The 17,542-nt window shown below is 71.9% G+C and carries 15 protein-coding genes; 7 read left to right on the forward strand and 8 right to left on the reverse strand.

The annotated features are described in order from the left end of the window. The first annotated feature begins 127 nt into the window (after window positions 1-127). The 3 genes from DEJ51_RS27090 to DEJ51_RS27100 all read left to right on the forward strand — a co-directional run bounded on the left by DEJ51_RS27090 (window position 128) and on the right by DEJ51_RS27100 (window position 3,260). Window positions 128-1,027 (forward strand): peptidoglycan DD-metalloendopeptidase family protein, encoded by a 900-nt coding sequence (locus DEJ51_RS27090; protein WP_150260202.1) that lies wholly within the window; start codon window positions 128-130, stop codon window positions 1,025-1,027. A gap of 74 nt (window positions 1,028-1,101) precedes the next feature. Further along, window positions 1,102-1,896 carry an FHA domain-containing protein gene (locus DEJ51_RS27095; RefSeq protein ID WP_190620665.1) on the forward strand — a complete coding sequence of 265 codons (795 nt, stop codon included), beginning with the start codon at window positions 1,102-1,104 and terminating at the stop codon, window positions 1,894-1,896. Continuing rightward, window positions 1,893-3,260, forward strand: coding sequence for a serine/threonine-protein kinase (locus DEJ51_RS27100; RefSeq protein WP_150262178.1), 1,368 nt, complete (start codon window positions 1,893-1,895; stop codon window positions 3,258-3,260). Before DEJ51_RS27095 ends, DEJ51_RS27100 begins: the two co-directional genes overlap by 4 nt. Before the next feature lie 65 nt (window positions 3,261-3,325). Here the strand turns inward: DEJ51_RS27100 and DEJ51_RS27105 are convergent, their stop codons facing one another. From DEJ51_RS27105 to DEJ51_RS27125, 5 genes are all read right to left on the reverse strand, one after another. Next, entirely contained in the window at window positions 3,326-3,559 is a 234-nt protein-coding gene (locus tag DEJ51_RS27105; RefSeq protein ID WP_150260203.1) for a hypothetical protein, read from the reverse strand. Then, window positions 3,560-5,209, reverse strand: coding sequence for a putative T7SS-secreted protein (locus tag DEJ51_RS27110; protein WP_150260204.1), 1,650 nt, complete (start codon window positions 5,207-5,209; stop codon window positions 3,560-3,562). It abuts the gene before it with no gap. After that, window positions 5,209-5,850, reverse strand: a complete 642-nt coding sequence (locus tag DEJ51_RS27115; RefSeq protein WP_150260205.1) for a hypothetical protein — start codon at window positions 5,848-5,850, stop codon at window positions 5,209-5,211. The genes DEJ51_RS27110 and DEJ51_RS27115 overlap by 1 nt, the downstream gene beginning before the upstream one ends. A 326-nt stretch (window positions 5,851-6,176) precedes the next feature. Further along, entirely contained in the window at window positions 6,177-6,392 is a 216-nt protein-coding gene (locus DEJ51_RS27120) for a DUF6243 family protein (protein ID WP_150260206.1), read from the reverse strand. A gap of 137 nt (window positions 6,393-6,529) precedes the next feature. Then, complete coding sequence (locus DEJ51_RS27125) at window positions 6,530-7,798, reverse strand: erythromycin esterase family protein (protein ID WP_150260207.1); 1,269 nt, start codon at window positions 7,796-7,798, stop codon at window positions 6,530-6,532. Between the two features lie 224 nt (window positions 7,799-8,022). On the opposite strand from DEJ51_RS27125, the gene DEJ51_RS27130 reads away from it, so the two are divergent. After that, on the forward strand, window positions 8,023-9,168 hold the full coding sequence (locus DEJ51_RS27130) for a winged helix DNA-binding domain-containing protein (protein WP_150260208.1): 1,146 nt from the start codon (window positions 8,023-8,025) through the stop codon (window positions 9,166-9,168). Window positions 9,169-9,320: 152 nt separating this feature from the next. Further along, window positions 9,321-11,012, forward strand: a complete 1,692-nt coding sequence (locus DEJ51_RS27135; RefSeq protein ID WP_223835982.1) for an AMP-binding protein — start codon at window positions 9,321-9,323, stop codon at window positions 11,010-11,012. Between the two features lie 70 nt (window positions 11,013-11,082). Here the strand turns inward: DEJ51_RS27135 and DEJ51_RS27140 are convergent, their stop codons facing one another. Both DEJ51_RS27140 and DEJ51_RS27145 read right to left on the reverse strand, forming a co-directional pair. Continuing rightward, window positions 11,083-11,571: a glutathione peroxidase gene (locus DEJ51_RS27140; protein WP_150260210.1), complete on the reverse strand. Its 489-nt coding sequence runs from the start codon at window positions 11,569-11,571 to the stop codon at window positions 11,083-11,085. 97 nt (window positions 11,572-11,668) lie between these two features. Next, window positions 11,669-12,502, reverse strand: coding sequence for a hypothetical protein (locus DEJ51_RS27145; protein ID WP_150260211.1), 834 nt, complete (start codon window positions 12,500-12,502; stop codon window positions 11,669-11,671). A gap of 267 nt (window positions 12,503-12,769) precedes the next feature. Between DEJ51_RS27145 and gcl the strand changes: the two genes are divergently transcribed. Continuing rightward, window positions 12,770-14,557 (forward strand): glyoxylate carboligase, encoded by a 1,788-nt coding sequence (gcl, locus tag DEJ51_RS27150; RefSeq protein WP_150260212.1) that lies wholly within the window; start codon window positions 12,770-12,772, stop codon window positions 14,555-14,557. Between the two features lie 93 nt (window positions 14,558-14,650). On the opposite strand, the gene DEJ51_RS27155 is transcribed toward gcl, so the two are convergent. Then, the gene (locus DEJ51_RS27155) at window positions 14,651-15,736 is read right to left on the reverse strand and encodes an SAM-dependent methyltransferase (RefSeq protein WP_150260213.1); all 1,086 of its coding nucleotides are present in this window, start codon (window positions 15,734-15,736) and stop codon (window positions 14,651-14,653) included. A gap of 187 nt (window positions 15,737-15,923) precedes the next feature. Between DEJ51_RS27155 and DEJ51_RS27160 the strand changes: the two genes are divergently transcribed. Continuing rightward, on the forward strand, window positions 15,924-17,447 hold the full coding sequence (locus DEJ51_RS27160) for an APC family permease (RefSeq protein ID WP_150260214.1): 1,524 nt from the start codon (window positions 15,924-15,926) through the stop codon (window positions 17,445-17,447). Window positions 17,448-17,542 lie beyond the last annotated feature (95 nt).

Raw genomic sequence — 17,542 nt, forward strand, 5'->3', positions numbered from 1 at the left:
AGGCCGCAGCCAATAGCTCCCACCCCACCCTCGTAGCCACGAGGTGGTGCCGCCCGGGCCCGGGCCCCAGCATGGCGCGCAGGACCGCCCGTCCGGGGGCCGTCCACAGGGGTCGGGAGGGGAAGACGTGCTGCGATATCCGAGAAGGCTGCGGGCGGTGGTGCTGACGTGTCTGGCGGGACTGGTGCTGGCGGGTGCGCCCACGCCTGCCTCCGGCTCCGGCTCCGCCTCCACCCCCGTGTCCGTACCCGCCCCGGTCCCGGCCGCGGCGAAGCCGCTGTTCCAGCTGCCGTTCCCGTGCGGGACCACCTGGCAGCTGAACACCTGGGGCCACGATCCGGCGCTGGACATGGTGGTGGAGGGCAACACCGGATCCGACGGACTGCCGGTCCTGCCGTCCGCCGCGGGCACGGTGTCCGCCACGTACTGGACGGGTGGTTCAGGCAACACCATCCAGATCAGCCACGGCAACGGCTGGTTCACGGCGTACTACCACCTGAAGGACGACCCGGCGGCCTACGTCAAGAAGGGCGACGCCGTCCAGCCGTCCACCCGCATCGGCCGGATCGGCACCTCGGGCGCCTCCACCTGGTCCCACCTGCACTACGAACAGCGCTACCTGGCGTCGGGCGACTTCACCGACGAGAGCCACCGGGTCCCGGCCCACTTCGACGGGGCCGAGTACTCGGGAACGGCGAAGGAGTGGCCGAGCGTCACCAGCCGCAACTGCGCCGGAACCCCGCCCCCCGCCTGGCAGGACTGCCCGGCCGGCCACGTCTGCTTCTACTCCGGGGCCGACGGCACGGGCACCGTCTGCCGCTCAGCCTCCGACGAGCCCCGGAGCACGTGCGGGCTGCGCAGGTCCTTCTTCAACAACGGCACGCCGCAGCCGGGTTACGACCACGTGCAGGTGTACTTCCGGGAGGGAGGCAGCGCCTGCCTGCACCGGGGCTGGGACGAGGGGCGCGGGAACCTGCCCGCAGGGGGCCGGACCATCGAACGCTTCCAGTGGCGAGGAGAGTGCTGAAGACGGGCCATTGTTGCGGGAACGATTGATTCCGCTGGCTAACCTTCCCCTGCACCTTCGGGGAAGGAAGCGACGTGAACAGCATCATCGTGGTTCCGGGGCCCACCATGTCCCCGGCCGCACAGATCCGCCTGGCACCGGGGCAGACCCTCCGGTTCGGCCGCGAACCCCTCGGCCACTCCGGCACCGGTGGTCGTGGCAACGGCCCGCACTCCCTCCACGGCCCTCACGCCCTCCACGTCCCGCACGCCGGCGTCTCGCGTGCGGCGGGGGAGATCACCGCCACGGCCACGTACTGGTCGCTCAGCAACTTCTCCCGCTCGGCGACCTACGTCGTCGAGAACCCGGAAGGCGCGGGCGAGCACATCAAGATCGGCCCCGGCCGGCTGGACGCACCCGTCCCGTTCGAATTCGCGCGGCTCGTCCTGCCGGCCGGCTCCGAACTGCTCACCCTGGACGTCTGGGCGCCGCGCCACGACTACGCCGACCGGGACGATCCCGGCGAGCCCGACGGCGAGCCGACCGCACTCCCCTTCCCGCTCGACCGCTCCAGCCGGTACTTCCTGGTCCTCACCGCGCTCTGCGAACCGAGGCTGCGCGGCGCACCGCACGCCCCGCTGCCCACGGTCGAGCAGGTGGTCGAACGGCTGAAGCCGTCCTGGCCCGCCGCCAACCGCGCCGCCGTGCAGTGGAACATCGACTACCTCGCGGTCAAACTGCGCCTCAAGCCCGGCCCCGACACGGTGGACCCGGGACCACGGCTGGTCGGCAAGAAGGAGACCCTGGTCTCGCTGGCCCTGCGCTTCGACCTCGTCCGCGAGGCGGACCTGGCGGCCCTGCCGGCCGCCCCGACCGGTACCGCCCGCTGAGCGGGCGAGCCGGACACTCCGGCGCCCTCGACGTCCCGCCCGGCTACCGCGTCGGGCCCTGGGTCGTCGGGCACCTGCTGGGGGCCGGTGCCTTCGGCAGCGTGTACGCGGCCCTGCGCGCCGCACCCGAGCCGCGCCTGCCCGGCCGGGCCGCGCTCAAGTTCCTGCCGACCGGCACCCGTACCCCGCGCCGGTTACGGCACCTGGCCGAGCTCGCCGAGCGCGAGACCGAGTTGCTGCGCCGGGTGCGCACACCCCGGCTGATCAGGCTGTACGAGGTGCTCACGGTCGACGACCCCGACCGGCCCGAACTCGACGGCGCCACCGTCCTCGTCCTGGAGGAGGCGCGGGGCTCCCTGGACGCCCTGCTCGCCGACGGAGTGCCACCACCGACCGGGCCCGCCCTGCTCGCCCAGGTCTGCGAGGGGCTCGACCAACTGCACCGCGCGGGCTGGGTCCACGGCGACCTCAAGCCGGGCAACGTCCTGCTGATGGCCGACGGCACGGCGCGGCTGGGCGACTTCAACATGGCCGCGGAACTGGAGGGCACCCACGCCTACTCCCCGGCCTTCGCCACCCCCGACTACACCCCGCCGGACCTGCTCTGGTCGGAAGTCGGCGAACGCGGTACGAAGATCCGCCCGACGGCCGACATCTGGGCCTTCGGCGTTCTGGCCCACGTCGTCCTGACCGGGGCACTCCCGCTGCCCGGCGGCACCCCCGCCGCCCGCCGGGACGCCGCCCTGCGCTACGCCCGGGGCGAGGAGGAGCTGCGGCTGTCACCGGAACTCCCGGAGCACTGGCGGGACGTCGTCCGCGACTGCCTGGCCCGAAGACACGAGGACCGGGCCGCGCACACAGCGGCGTCGCTGCTGCGCCGGGTGGAGGCGGCGGCCGCTCCCGCACCCTCCCGACCGGCCCGGCGTGTCCCCGGACCGGGCCGCCGGCGCCGCCGGCTGATCGCGGCCGGTACGGCGGCGCTCGCCGCCGGCCTGGGCGCCGTATGGGCTTCGGGTCTGTTCCACCTCGGGGACTCCGCCGGGGTGCTGGGGTACGACCGATGCTGGCGCGGGGCGGTCTGCTTCTTCTCCGAGGAGGACGGCCGGGGAGAGATGTGCTCCTGGGTCGACGGCGGATCGGACTGGATCGACGGCCCGGCCCCCTGCCCCTGGACGGCCCGCAGCGCGCCCCGCTCCGTCTTCAACAACGGCTTCGACCTCACCCAGGGGGCGACCAAGGTCGACGTCCTCTACTACGGCCGGGCCGACCAGCAGGAGCCGCTGGGCTGCGTGAAGGTGCGTACGAGGACCAACCTGAGCGGCGCCGTCCGCCCGCGCTCCCACGCATGGGTGCCGAACTGCTGACCCCGGCCGGCCCGCGCGAGCCGATCGGGCCCGCACCAGGTCCGCCGCCGTCCAGCCGCACGCGGTCAGCTCACGCTCATCCCCCGCTCCGGCCACTCACCCCGCTCCGTGTACAGGGCGTTGAGCTTCCGCGACGCCTTCAGGAAGGTGTAGTCGACCTGTGCGTCCTGGACCGTCGAGGTGCAGGACGCCTTGTCCATGGTCAGCCGTCGCTCGAAACGCTCGGGGTCGTCACCGAACTCGTACTCCACCAGATCCTCGGTCTCCGAGATCTTCCGGAAATACACGATCGCGGCCATTTACCATTCCCCTTCGATGTCTTCGCGCTTGTCCAGCGGTCCGGATTCCTGCCAGTTGTGCGTCTCGTTCGCCACCCGGTGCGCCTCCTGGTAGGTGGACCCCGGGTTCTCGCGCAGGTACGTGAGCTCGGCCAGCTCGTGCTCCAGGAGCAGCCGGTCCTCCGGCAGCCCGTTTCCGGAGCGCAACCGGATCCAGGCGTCCGCGATCTCCGCGTCCGCGTCGAACTTCCGCATCACGACACCTCCCGTTTCGTAGTCCACGATGGGATGTTCCGTGTCGAACACGTGCTTCTTCACCGCGGCGATCTCCTCCGGGGTGAATCCTGTGGAGCCGTTGTCCCGGGCCAGCCCCTGCGTGTGACCGCTGATCGAGTCGACGTCCCGGTCGCTCTTCATGAAGTCCGCGTACGCGTCCTCCGCCCACTTGGTCTGGGCCGGGTCGTCGAGGAGCTGCCGGGGCCTCCTCCTGCCACCGGTCAGCCACTCGTCGGCCTGCCGCAGGCCCGTACCGGCGGCTCCCTCCAGCCCTTCTCGCAGGGCGAGTCTCGTTCCCGCCCGGGCTCCGCCGAAGCCCTTGGTGCCGAGGAGTTCGGGTACGAGGCGGCCCAGGCCTTCGGAGGGGTCGTTCTTGAAGCTGTCGATGAGCGCGCCCGGGATCCGTTCGGGGTGGGCGGCGGTGGAGACCAGGCCGGCCAGCGTCATGTTGAGGTTCTGCTGGTACTCGGCGGGATGGGTGAGGTTGTACGGGTCCATCGGGTTCAGACCGCGGGCGAAGTTGACCAGCCCGGCCGTGCCCTTGACCACACCGCCGACGAAGTGGTTGAGCTCGACGGCCTGACCACCGTAGTAGTCGGCGATCCCGGCCAGGGCCCGGTCCGTCGCCGACGGCTCTTTCGGAGCATGCTCCAGCGCCGCGTCCAGCGCCTTGGCCACGTTCGCCGCGGCCTCGTCACGCTGCCTGCGGGCCTCGTTCAGGATCTCGTGGGCCCGCGTCCCGTCGGCCTTGCCCACATCGACCGGCTTCTGCGGCTCCGGCCCCGGATCCCGGCCCGCCTTCGCCGCCGCGTTGTACGTCTCGACCTTCGCGGCATACCCCTCATGGGCCTCCTTCGCCGCCCTGACCGCCGCCTTGTACAAATCGATGGCCTGCTGCGCCTGCTTCTGCGCCCACTCCACCGTCTCCGCGTACCGCGTCAGCGCACCCGCCGCCGCCTCACACGCATCCGAAGCATGCAGCCAGTCCACCGGATGCATCGCAAACTTCTTGCGGAACGCATCGGCGGCCTGCCCCTTCCAGTGCCCCGAATCCAGCGCCCGCATCCCCTGACCGACCCGGTCGAACGCCCCCTGGAAATCACTCAGGTGCTTCGCCGACTCCCGGATCTTCACCGGCTTGCCGTGCACCAGCTCATCCGCCTGCTCACTCTGGCCCAGCTGCTGCTCACCGACCGAAGCACCCAGACCCGAAGCGACGTCGTCGCCCCAGTCCTCGACCTTGTCCGCCCAGTCGTCCGCCCCGACGTACTCCAGCCCCGCACCGATCCCGTCGGTGGCCTTGTCGACGCCCTGCCCGACGACCTTCTTCGTCTCCTCCCAGCCGTCGTCCAGCTTCTGCAGACCCTTGTCCAGCAGACCGCCCCAGTCCGTCATCAGCGCCCACCACCCGACACCGGCGGCTGCTGCTGCGGTGCGGGTCCGACCCAGCCCTCGACCGCCGCATCCACCTCGTCCCGCATCCCCACCGCGTCGACGATCTGATTGCTGAGGAGGACATCCGAGCTGTTGACGTCCCGCACCGCGCCCTTCCAGGCCTCCTCGCTGTTCTCCCGCGCCCGCTCGAAGGACTCGGGACTGTAGTCCGCGTCCCGGACCTGCGTGTACACGTTGTCCGACAGGACCGCGCCCCAGTCCTTACCGGTGATCTCCTGCTCCGACGCGTACGGATTGCCCATCGCCGAGTTCGTCAGCACCTTGAAACTGCCCTGGATGTACTGGTCCTGCTCGTGCATCACACCCGCCGACAGACCCACGTCGAACGCGAACTGGTTCCCCTGCTGCACCAGCGCCCGCACGCCCCACTCCCAGCGCTCGCAGAACGTCTTCATCGACGCCGTCAGGCCCTCGTTCCCGCTCTCCATCCCCGACAGCGCCAGATCCGAGAACCCCCGCCCCATGCTGGCCGAACCCACCATCCCGAGCTCCTTCAGCTCGCCCAGCGTGTCCGTGATCCCCTTCGCTATCTGCCCCAGCGCCTGCTTCGAAACATCAAGATCCGCCCCGTCCCCGCTCACACCCGCCCCTCCCGTCCGTCCCCGTCGAGCGCGGCACCATCCGGCACCAGCCCCCGCACCGGCGGAAACACGATCCCGCCCGGCCCCGCCGCATCCAGCGCTTCCTGCCGACACCGAGCCGCACTTCACGGCCCGTTGCAGTCGAACGTGATTCTGCCCGAGGCGCTGATGTGCACCAACTTCGCGCTCCGGAAGGCTCCGGACGAGAGGGGACCTCACGACTCCCCTGCGGCAGAGGGGTTCTCCCGGAACGGCTCGCCTGCCTGCCTGCCCGCTCGTTCCGGTGCTCGCGGTGGGGTTCGCCGCCGCGATGCGGCGAAGGCGCGTCAGCCCTGGGCCGTGTCGTCGTCCGCCTGTGCGGCGGCCTCGGCTGCGGCTGCCTTCTCGCGCATCTTGCGCACCAGCTCCGCCTTCCGGTCGGCGGCGCCCTGGCGGTCGAGGTTGCGGTGCGGCCCGTTGTTCTGGCGCTCGGAGCGGGACAGCTTCTTGCGCTGGCCGCCGCCCTGGCCCACGGGGTTGTTGATGTTCTTGCTGTCGGTCACGGGTTCTCCCGGTGCTGGTGTGAAGTGATCTACGGATGCGTCGGCTGGGGACGGGCGCGGCGACATCGAACGACGTCAGCGGGGGCCCGTCACGCTCTCACTCCGGAATCGGCGTCTGGAAGAACATGACGAAGACGTTACCCGGTTCCGCCGGCCCGGCCCGCCAGGCCCTCCGCCGGGGGCAGCGGGTGGGAGCAGGTCGAGCGTGCCACGAACGCGATGCCGTCGTAGTCCTCGGCCGGGACGAGCGGGGCCGTGTTCAGACGGTAGAAGAACCGTTGGACGTTCGCGCCGAAGCTGCGCTGCGCGTGGGGGGCGTGCAGCCAGGGCGCGGCGCCGGCGGGTGATCCCGCGGCGCGCAGGTCCGCGTAGTAGTCGCCGGGTACGGCGTCCGCGAGCCTGGCCTCCAGGGAGCGGAAGCCGGTGCCGATGTGGTGGCGCACCGGCGGGCCCTGCAGATCGTCGCCGCGGCGGGCCAGGAAGGAGCCCTTGCCGAAGAGGAGCGCCAGCGCGTAGTAGGCGTCGCCGTACCGGTCGCGCAGTCCGCTGCCGAGGGCCGGTACCTGGTCCCCGTACGTGCCCTTCGCGATGTGCCCGTTGTGCGCCCAGACCATGACGCGCGCCCCGGGGTCGTCGTCCACGAGCCGTGCGACGGCCTCGGCCATGTAGCGGTCACGCGCGGCGTACACCCCCTCTTCGCCGTCCGGGGCCGTGAACGTCCGGGACACCAGGTCGGCGGCGCGGACCAGGATCCGCGCGTGTTCCAGGGCATCAGCGGCGGCGTCGCCGGGACCCGACCGCTCGACGTGGTCGGCGACGACGCGGGCGATCTCCTCGGCGCGCCGCATCAGGGTCTTGTCCGGGTCCGGGAGCGAGGCCGGGCGGGCCCGGGCCAGTACGTCCAGGGCGCCGAGGTGCCGGACCTGATCGGGTGCGGTCCGGCGCAGGAAGGCGGCGACGGCCTCGACCGAGTCCGCGCACAGCTGTGGGTCCGTTCCCACGAAACGGGTGCGGCGCTCCTCGGGCAGGTCGCGGTTGTGGGCGCGCAGCCATGCGACGAGGTCGACCATCTCGCGGGTGCGCCAGGTCCAGAAGCCCAGCCGGGCGACGAGACGTCCGGGGTCGCCCGTACCGAACCGGACGTACGCGTCGAGCGCGCGGGCGGCGGACTGGCTGGCCTCCATGGCGAGGGTGGTGAACCCCTCCTCGCGGACCAGGAACTCCACGATGCGGTGCTTGAGCCGGAAGAACTCGCCCGTGCCGTGGGTGGATTCACCGAGACCGACGATCCGGGTCCCCCGCAGGGCCTCGCCCAGGGGTTTCAGGTCCTCCACGGGTGCACCGGGGGTCAGGGTGCTCAAGGGGTTGGCGTGCTCCTTCAGCCATCGGGCCATGTCGTCGGGCACCGTCTCGTCTCTCCTCCCCGCGTGCGGCACGGTCGGTCATGATCGGAACACTCCCGCGACGGTGACGACAACCGTGTTTCCCCCGTGCGACCGTATTCGGCCGGTCGTGCGGGTGCCGAGCGGGGGAGATTGCCGACCCACTGCGCCTGACAGCAGTGAAGGCTGCGGAAGACCGCGGAAGGTTGCGGACCGAAGCTGTCCGCAAGGGACGCTAGCTTGCTGCCATGGCTTCCAGGACGACACACCCCGTACTCGGCACCCGCGCTCTGAACCGTGCCACGCTCGCCCGCCAGTTGCTGCTCAGCCGCGCCGAGATGTCCGCGGGGGACGCCGTCGCGCACCTGCTCGGGCTGCAGGCGCAGAACGTGAAGCCGCCCTACTTCCAGCTGTACGCCCGGCTCGCCGGCTTCCGGCCCGCCGAGCTGGCCGGGCTCATGGAGTCCCGCGAGGTCGTCCGGATGGTCACCATGCGGTCGACGATCCATACGCACACCGCTCACGACGCCCTGACCCTGAGGCCCCTCGTCCAGCCCGCCCGTGACCGCGAGGTCAGCTACTTCCGCAAGGGGCTCACGGGGGTGGATCTGGACCGGCTCGCGCAGCGCGCCCGCGCCTTCGTCGAGAGCGAGCCGCGGACCATGGGCGAGATCCGTGAGGAACTGCTCCGGGACTGGCCCGACGCCGACCCGCAGTCCCTCTCCGTCGCCGCCCGCTGCCGGCTGCCGCTGGTCCAGGTCACCCCGCGGGGGGTGTGGGGGCGCAGCGGTCAGGTCCGGCTCACCACCGTCGAGCACTGGCTCGGGCGGCCGGCCGGCGCTGCGCAGCCCCTGGACGAGGTCGTGCTGCGCTACCTCACCGCCTTCGGGCCCGCCTCCGTCAAGGACATGCAGACGTGGGCCGGACTGACCCGGCTGCGCGAGGCCTTCGAGCGGCTGCGCCCGGACCTCCTCGTCTTCCAGGACGAGAACGGGGTGGAGCTCTTCGACCTTCCCGACGCCCCGCGCCCCGACGCGGGCACCCCGGCGCCGCCCCGCTTCCTGCCGGAGTTCGACAACCTCCTGCTCTCGCACGCCGACCGCACCCGCGTGGTGGCCCCGGAGATCAAGGGGCGTACGTGGACCGGGAACCAGGCCCACTGCACCCTGCTCGTGGACGGGTTCCTCGCCGGACTGTGGAAGCTGGACGGGCGGACGGTCACCGTCGAGCTGTTCGGCCCGGTCCCGAAGACGGCGAAGGAGGAGATCGTCGCCGAAGCGGAGCTGATGGTGCGGGCAATGGCGGAAGGGAAGCCGGAAGGGAAGGCGCAGGCGAGGGATGGGTCCGGGGGCGCCGGTGGTGCGTCGGTGCGGTTCGCACCGATCAACCCCTGACGGCCTGTTCGGGCGGTTCGGGCGGTGGGGGAAGCCCGGGGCGGGTCCGGGCGGGTCCGGGCGGGTCCGGGCGGGTCCGGCGCCCCCGCTGGTCAACTCACGGCTGACGCCGCACTGGTGGTCCGTACACCGGAGGCGGCACGATGCCCGTCATGACGACCGAGAGCACGCAGGACGACGCCACCGCCCGGTTCCTGGCAGCGCGGGACTTCCTGCTGGAACGCCGCGGCGACTACGAGGCCGCCCACGCCGGGTTCACCTGGCCCCGCCCCCACCGCTTCAACTGGGCCCTGGACTGGTTCGACCACATCGCCGCCGGGAACGGCGCCGACGCCCTGCGCATCGTCGAGGAGGACGGCACCAGCCAGAGCCTCAGCTTCGCGGAGCTCTCCGCACGGTCCGGCGCCGCCGCCAACTGGCTCCGCGAGCAGGGCGTCTCGCCCGGCGACCAGATCCTGGTCATGCTCGGCAACCAGCGCGAGCTGTGGGAGGTGATGCTCGGCGCGATGAAACTGCGCGCCGTGGTCATCCCCGCCACCCCGCTGCTCGGCCCGGCCGACCTGCGCGACCGGGTCGAGCGCGGCCAGGTGCGCCATGTCGTCGCCCGCGCCCTTGACACGGCCAAGTTCGACGAGGTGCCGGGCGGTTACACCCGGATCGCCGCCGGTGAGCAGGTCCCCGACGGCTGGCTGAGGCTGGCGGACATGGCGGCCGCCGACGGCGATTTCAGGCCAGACGGCGAGACCCTCGCCACCGACCCGCTGATGCTGTACTTCACCTCCGGCACCACCGACCGCCCCAAGCTCGTCGAGCACACGCACGCCTCGTACCCCATCGGCCACCTTTCCACGATGTACTGGCTCGGGCTGCGCCCCGGGGACGTGCACCTCAACATCGCCTCGCCCGGCTGGGCCAAGCACGCCTGGTCCAACCTCTTCGCCCCGTGGAACGCCGGGGCGACCGTCTTCGTCCACAACTACACCCGCTTCGACGCCGAGCGCCTGATGGCCGAGATGGACCGGCACGGCGTGACCACCTTCTGCGCCCCGCCCACCGTGTGGCGGATGCTGATCCAGTCCGACCTCACCCAGCTGGCCCGGCCCCCGCGCGAGGCCGTCGCCGCCGGGGAGCCGCTCAACCCGGAGGTCATCGAGCGGGTCCGCGCGGCCTGGGGCGTCACCATCCGGGACGGCTTCGGCCAGACCGAGACCACCCTCCAGGTCGGGAACTTCCCCGGGGTCCCCGTCAAGCCGGGCTCCATGGGCCGCCCGGCGCCCGGCTACGAGATCGTCCTGCTGGACCCGGTCACCGGCAAGGAGTCCCCCGACGAGGGCGAGCTCTGCGTGGACCTGCGCACCCGGCCCGCCGGGGTCACGACCGGCTACCGCGACGATCCGCAGCGTACGGCCGAGGCCATGGCGGACGGGCTCTACCGCACCGGTGACATCGCCGCGCGGGACGCCGACGGGTACCTCACCTACGTCGGGCGCTCCGACGACGTGTTCAAGGCCTCGGACTACAAGATCAGCCCGTTCGAGCTGGAGAGCGCCCTGCTGGAGCACGAGGCGGTGGCCGAAGCCGCCGTCGTTCCGGCCCCCGACCCGCTGCGGCTGGCGGTCCCGAAGGCGTACGTCACCCTCGCGGGCGGCTGGGAGCCCGGGCCGGAGACGGCCCGGGTGCTGTTCGCGCACTCCCGCGCGGTGCTGTCCCCGTACAAGCGGATCCGCCGCATCGAGTTCGCCGAGCTCCCGAAGACGGTGTCCGGCAAGATCCGCCGGGTGGAGCTGAGGGAGCTCACCGCGGCCGGGTCGGCGGGGGAGTACCACGAGGCCGACCTGGACTGAGCGGAGCGCACGCGGGCTGCTCCGCGCGCGCAGCGGAGCAGCCGGTGGATCAGTGGCCCGGTACGGGGCGCTACGCGGGCAGGAGCGCCTCGATCGCGGCGATGACCTCGGGGGCCTCGGGCTCGGTGCGCGGGCGGAAGCGCGCCACGACCTCGCCGGCGGGGGAGATCAGGAACTTCTCGAAGTTCCACTGGATGTCCCCGGCCGCGCCGTCCGCGTCCGGGGTCTTCACCAGCTCCTGGTACAGCGGGTGCCGGTTCTCGCCGTTGACCTCGGACTTCTCCAGCATCGGGAAGGTGACGCCGAAACCGGCCGCGCAGAAGGTCTGGATGTCCTCGGCGTTGCCGGGCTCCTGCTCACCGAACTGGTTGCAGGGCACGCCGATGACAGTGAAGCCCTTCGCCTCGTACGTGAACTGCAGACGGGCCAGTCCCGAGTACTGCGGGGTGAGACCGCACTGGGAGGCGGTGTTCACCACGAGGATCGCCTTGCCCTTGTGGGCGGCGAGGCTGGTGGGCTCGTCGGACAGGGTGGTCAGCGGGATGTCGTACAGGCTCATCGGGCTCTCCTGGGCGGGAAGTAGGCAATGCCCACGAGCTTAGGGGGTAGCTCGCCGGTCATGCCGGACGCGCGGGCCTGGTCGCCGCGGCACCCCCCTACGCGTCCGGGCCGACCAGCGTGTCCGCCGGATCGTTGACCGGTTGCGGCATTCCCGTCAGGTCCATGACGAAGAGCGGTATTCCGAGATCGTCCGCGCGGGCCCGGGCCTCCTCCGTGTAGCCCGCGAGAGAGAAGTAGACGCTGGTCGCGGAGGCCGTCAGGCCGTTCAGCCAGACGCACTCCACCGCCCGCAGCCCGGCCGGCGCCGTGGTCGGGTCCACCTGGGCGACCAGGCCCGGAGCCCGCAGGTCCACGGTCGCCGCCGGGATCGGGCGCCCGTCGGGCTGCCGCACGTCCCGGAAGCCGAGCCAGCGCAGGTACAGCGCGGCCGTGGCCACTGCGTCGCGGGCCGTACGGATGGTCACCGGCCGGAACGCGGGCCGCGGCACCGGTGCGGCCGGCGGTGGCGGGATGTGCGCCGGGTGCGCACCCGGCGGCCCGCCCGTGGCCGCGCCGCCCGCGGGTCCGCCCGCCGGTCCCCCTCCGGCGCCGACCGGATCCGTCCGCGCGCCCGCCGCGGTCGTGCCCACCGGACCCGCCGCGCCTGCCGGGGTCGCCGTGCCCTCCAGCGGGTGCACCGGGATCAGGACCACCGTCCCGCACGCACCGCAGCCCAGCTCCGGATGCGGCCACTCGCTCTCCCGCCCACAGGTCGTGCAGCGCACCGTCACCCAGGTGTCCGACCAGGTCCGGTGGGTCAGCGGAACCGGCGGCGCCGCCAGGTCCAGCGGGGGATGGACCGGGCTTCCGCAGGCGCAGGGGAAGACCGGGGCGGTGTAGCCGTTCTCGCGCAGGCACGCCGGGCAGCGCACCGGTACTGCTTCCGCCATGAGACCTGGACCCCCTCCGTCGCTGTGCGTAGGTCCATGCTCCACCACCGGCGACCGCCGGGGGGAGGCCGCGCGCCTTTTCCGGGGGATTCCCGCCGGCGGATCGGTGATTTGTACAAGTCGCCGACCGGAATGCGGCTTATAGGCGGTTCCGGGGTCCCGTACCGCCTTGACGTCGCAGGAGTCGCCGCTTAGCTTGTTCCGTATAGCAGAACAAAACTTCCGGATTACGGAAAAGCCTGACCGCCAGACCCGCAGGAGAACTCGATGCCTCGTATGACAGCCGCCGCCGCTGCAGTGGAGATCCTCAAGCTCGAGGGTGTCGAACAAGCGTTCGGTGTCCCCGGTGCTGCGATCAACCCGTTCTACCGCGAGCTCAAGAACGTGGGCGGCATCGCGCACACCCTCGCCCGCCACGTCGAGGGCGCTTCGCACATGGCCGAGGGCTACACGCGGGCCAAGGCGGGCAACATCGGTGTCTGCATCGGTACGTCGGGCCCGGCCGGCACCGACATGATCACCGGCCTGTACTCCGCGATCGCGGACTCGATCCCGATCCTGTGCATCACCGGTCAGGCCCCGGTCTCGAAGCTCCACAAGGAGGACTTCCAGGCCGTCGACATCGCCTCGATCGTGGGGGCCGTCACCAAGAAGGCCACGACCGTCCTGGAGGCCGCGCAGGTCCCGGGCGTGTTCCAGGAGGCCTTCCACCTGATGCGCTCCGGCCGTCCGGGCCCGGTCCTGATCGACCTCCCGATCGACGTCCAGCTGACCGAGATCGAGTTCGACCCGGCCACCTACGCGCCGCTGCCGGTCTACAAGCCGCAGGCCACCCGCGCCCAGGCCGCCAAGGCCCTGCAGTTCCTGCTGGAGTCGGAGCGCCCGCTGATCGTCGCCGGCGGCGGCATCATCAACGCCGACGCGTCCGACCTGCTGGTCGAGTTCGCCGAGCTGACGGGCGTCCCCGTCATCTCCACCCTGATGGGCTGGGGCACCATCCCGGACGACCACGAGCTGGCCGCCGGCATGGTCGGTGTCCAGACCGCCCACCGCTACGGCAACGCGACGTTCCTGGAGTCGGACTTCGTCCTCGGCATCGGCAACCGCTGGGCCAACCGCCACACCGGTTACAACCTGGACGCCTACACCAAGGGCCGCAAGTTCGTCCACGTCGACATCGAGCCCACGCAGCTCGGCAGGATCTTCGCCCCGGACTTCGGCATCGCCTCCGACGCCAAGGCCGCGCTGGAGCTCTTCATCGAGATCGCCAAGGAGCTCAAGGCCGAGGGCAAGCTGCCCGACTTCTCCGCCTGGGCCGCCTCGGCGCAGGAGCGCAAGGCGACCCTGCAGCGCCGTACGCACTTCGACAACATCCCCCTGAAGCCGCAGCGCGTCTACGAGGAGATGAACAAGGCGTTCGGTCCCGAGACCCGCTACGTCACCACCATCGGCCTGTCCCAGATCGCGGCGGCGCAGTTCCTGCACGTCTACCGCCCGCGTCACTGGGTCAACTGCGGCCAGGCCGGCCCGCTCGGCTGGACCATCCCGGCCGCCATCGGTGCCGCCACCGCGGAGCCCGAGACCCCGGTCGTCGCGCTCTCCGGCGACTACGACTTCCAGTTCATGATCGAGGAGCTGGCGGTCGCCGCCCAGCACAAGGTCCCCTACGTCCACGTCCTCGTGAACAACGCCTACCTGGGCCTGATCCGTCAGGCGCAGGGCAACCTGGGCATCAACTTCGAGGTCAACCTCGAATTCGAGAACATCAACACCCCCGAGCTGGGCGTCTACGGCGTCGACCACGTCAAGGTCGCCGAGGGCCTGGGCGTCAAGGCCATCCGCGTCACCGACCCGGACAAGCTGGGCGAGGCCTTCGAGCAGGCCAAGAAGCTGGCTCAGGAGTTCCAGGTCCCGGTCGTCGTCGAGGCCATCCTGGAGCGCGTCACCAACATCGCGATGAGCAAGACGGTCGACATGAGCGACGTCACCGAGTTCGAGGAGCTCGCGACCGAGCCGGGCCACGCCCCGACCGCGATCAAGGCCCTCCAGGTCTGATCCGCCCTCCCCGCACCGCAGAGCGGCCCCCGTCCCTCCACCAGGAGGGACGGGGGCCGCTCGCGTGGTCCCCGCCGACCCCCCCGGCCGGCCCTACGGGGAACGCGGCTCGGGCAGGGGGACGGGGACGGCGCTCAGCGTCAGGGGGCCGTCCGCCGCGCCGACGGCGAACTCCACCGGTGCCTGCGGCTCCGGCGCGTGCGTCGCCACCCCGATGACCTCGTACGCCGTCGCGAAAGCCGTGTGCCGCAGCTCGTCGGAGGTGAGGAGGGCGCCGCCGCCGTCCAGGAGCGCGCCGCCGACGTCCTGGGCGAGCTCGGCGAGCAGGCCCGCGCGGACCACCGCCGGGTCGGGCACGTACACGTAGCGGCCCGGGGGGCGTACGGGCGGCTCGGGCAGGCCGCGTGCGGTGAGCGAGGCGCCGACGGGCAGCAGCGTGGCCCTGCGTACGGTGACGGGCGCGGGCTCCCCGTGCGGGCCGAACCACAGGACCAGCTCCTGGACCTCCCCGTCGTACGAGATCCACTCGGCCTCGGCGGCCCGCCCGAGATCCGGTACGGCACCGGGTGCGAGGCCGGGTGCGAGCCGGATCCAGCCGAGGCCGGTCGTGCGGACGCGCTCCAGCGCCCAGGAGAGCGGCGGACTCCACGACTCGGGGTCGTGTGCCCCGTCGGGCCCGGGACGCCGCATCAGGTCGACGAAGACCGCCTCGCCCTGGCTGTCGAACGAGGCGGCGTCCTGGCGCTGGGGGAAGAGCATCGCCGCGTCCACGACCGGCGCGTTGGCCCCGGCGATCTCGACGGCCAGCGGATCGGGGTCGACGGCCGTGGTGTGGTGCGACCAGCTGAGCAGGTGGGCGTCCAGGCCGTTGCCCAGACCTATCGCATCGATCAGCACCACACCGAACTCGGCCAGGACACGGTCCAGCTTGTAGTCGGCCACGGCCAGGTGGGAGGAGAGCTCGACGAGGTCGGGGGTGAGGTACAGCCGCGGGGCGAACTCCCCGAACTTCGCCGCGGCCTGCTCTCGCAGCCGCACCTGCTCCTCGGCCGCCGCCACCAGGGCCGCGGGCCGGCCGTGCCGCAGCGCCGGGTCCCCGGCCCGTTCCGCGTCCCCGAGGGCCGCCAGCAGGCTCTGCCCCTCGTCCGACAGCAGGGCGCGGAACACCTGAAGATCCATTCGGCCAGTCAACCAGGCCCCCACCGGCACCGGAAGGCCCGGCCCGGCCGCGGCACGACCGGGCGCGTCCGTTCGGGGCCTCGCCCTGTGCGTCGGCCGCCACCCGCCGGGGCGGTGCGGCCCGGCGCAGCACACTGGCCGGGTCTTCGCAGCGGCTGCGAAGGGCCGTGGAGAGCGAGGTGGCCGGGTGACGCGGGCTTCGGCGGGCGGACAGGGCGGACAGGGCGGGCAGGACGGCGGCGGTTTCGCCGGGGCCGATGCCGGGGCGGATGCCAGTGCCGATGTCGAGCGCGGGGGATACCGGCAGGAGCTGAAGCGCACGCTCGGCCCCTTCCAGGTGTTCGCGATCTCGTTCGCCTTCATCTCGGTGGCGGTCGGTGTCTTCGGGACCTACGACGAAGTGCTGCGAACCGCGGGACCGGTGGGGATCTGGCTCTGGCTCATCGCCGCGGTGGGACAGACCCTGGTGGCACTGGTCGTCGCCCAGTTCGCAGCCCGCATCCCGCTCAGCGGCTCCTCCTACCAGTGGGCCTCACGGCTGGCCAACACGAGAATCGGCTGGTGGTTCGGCTGGCTGACCTTCTGCTACCTGGCGATCGCCGTCGTGGCGATCGACAACGCGCTGGCCAGCCAGTCGTTCATGCCGCTCGTCGGCATCGCGGCGGACGAGGACACCGCCCGCGTGATCACGCTCGTGGTGCTGGCCGTCCAGGCCGTCGTCGCCATCGCCTCGACGCGCCTGGTCGGCTGGATCAACTCGGCGGCGGTGGGGCTGGAGGTGGCCCTCGTCGTGGTGGTGGCGATCGCGCTCGTCATCGCCGTGCTGGTCACGGGCGACGGCTCGGCGGCCAACCTCACCTCGCGCGGGGTCACGGCGCACGCGCCCGACTACTTCGCCGTCGGCGGCGGGCTGATGCTGGCGATGATCATGGGTCTCGCCACCCTCGTGGGCTTCGACTCCGCCGCGAACCTGGCCGAGGAGGCCAAGGACCCCCACCGCAGCGTCCCGCGCGCGATCGTGGGGTCGGTCGTCGCCGCGGGAATCCTCGGCATGCTCTTCCTGATCGCGCTGACCGTCGCGATCCAGGACGTCCCCCGGATCAGTGCCGACGGGTCGCCGGTCGCGGCGATCATGCGCGAGAACCTCGGTCCGGCCGCGGAGAAGGTGCTGCTCGTCGCGATCTCGTTCGCGTTCTTCGGCGCCGGGATCGTGGTGATGGTCTCCTGCTCGCGCCTGGTCTACGCGATGTCGCGCGACGCACGCTTCCCCGCGCACCGGGTGATGCGGCGGGTGAACCCCCGTACGCGGACGCCGGTCCCGGCGACCCTGCTGATCCTCGCGCTCGGGTTCGTCCTGATGGTGGCGCTGCCCGGCGCCGCACTGCTGGAGCTGATCACGGCGTCGACGATCCTCCCGGCCGTCATCTACGGCGCGACGATCGTCCTCTACCTGGCCGTGCGCGGCCGCCTGGGCCGCCAGGAGGGCGCCTTCGACCTCGGACGCCTGGAACTGCCGGTAGCGCTCTGCGCGCTGGCCTGGACCCTGCTCGCGCTGTTCGTCCTCGTGACGCCGCGCGAGGCGCTGGTCCCCGTCGTGGTCGTGGCCGGCCTGCTCCTCCTGGGAGGGCTGTTCTTCCTCGGCATGCTGATGTACGACCGCGCGGCGCTGGACACCGAACCCGGCGAGGACACCGTTGGGAAGGGCCCCTGAGCAACGCTCAGGCCCCGGGCCCGGCAGGTGTGCGGACACGACGAAGCGCCGGGTCACGGGAGTGTCCCTGACCCGGCGCTTCGCCCGGGTGCCAC

The organism is Streptomyces venezuelae (assembly GCF_008642275.1).
GTDB classification, from domain to species: domain Bacteria; phylum Actinomycetota; class Actinomycetes; order Streptomycetales; family Streptomycetaceae; genus Streptomyces; species Streptomyces venezuelae_E.